Genomic DNA, 600 nt, shown 5'->3' with positions numbered 1-600 from the left:
TCGGCCAGAGCAAAGACTGTTTGGGTTGAGACCCAGCGTGACCAATGGGTCTGTAGCTCAGTTGGTTAGAGCGCACCCCTGATAAGGGTGAGGTCGGCAGTTCGAGTCTGCCCAGACCCACCAATTTCGTCGGATACGGCGTTGCTTTTCACCTCGTGTAGCAGGCTACACGTCGGCAAAAAGCGCCTTGTCTCCCACGAAATCCCCCCATGGCACGTCGGGGAAGTCAGAGGGGCCTTAGCTCAGCTGGGAGAGCGCCTGCCTTGCACGCAGGAGGTCACCGGTTCGATCCCGGTAGGCTCCACCAAATCGTCCCAATACGGCGTTGAAAGCCGACTCGCCTAGCGCACTAGGCGTCGCCGCCTTTCGCCTTGTCTTGGAACGATTATCCAACAGTCGATACCTGAAGTCCGCAGTCACAAGCCAAGTTGTCCAGCAGGATAGCCCGGGTTTGTGACTGTCGATTGACAGTAGCTCTTTAACAATGTGAATCAAGCTGACAAATTTGAGATACGACTCAAGCGTATCCGGCAATTGTCGTGTGAGATCGCACCAGACCCCTTGGGGTTATATGGTCAAGCGATTAAGCGCATACGGTGG

2 tRNA genes are annotated in these 600 nt (G+C 55.5%); both read left to right on the top strand.

Going from position 1 to position 600, the window contains the following annotated elements:
• Nucleotides 1-46: 46 nt before the first annotated feature.
• Nucleotides 47-123: transfer RNA gene (locus tag HR9077_RS20035), tRNA-Ile, on the top strand.
• Nucleotides 124-231: 108 nt separating this feature from the next.
• Nucleotides 232-307, top strand: a tRNA-Ala gene (locus HR9077_RS20030).
• Nucleotides 308-600 lie beyond the last annotated feature (293 nt).

The sequence above is a fragment of the Modicisalibacter radicis genome, from assembly GCF_900961225.1.
In the GTDB taxonomy this organism is placed as follows: Bacteria; Pseudomonadota; Gammaproteobacteria; order Pseudomonadales; family Halomonadaceae; genus Modicisalibacter.
The sequence above is the reverse complement of the archived record's forward strand: the minus strand, read 5'-3'. Positions and strand labels throughout refer to the sequence as shown.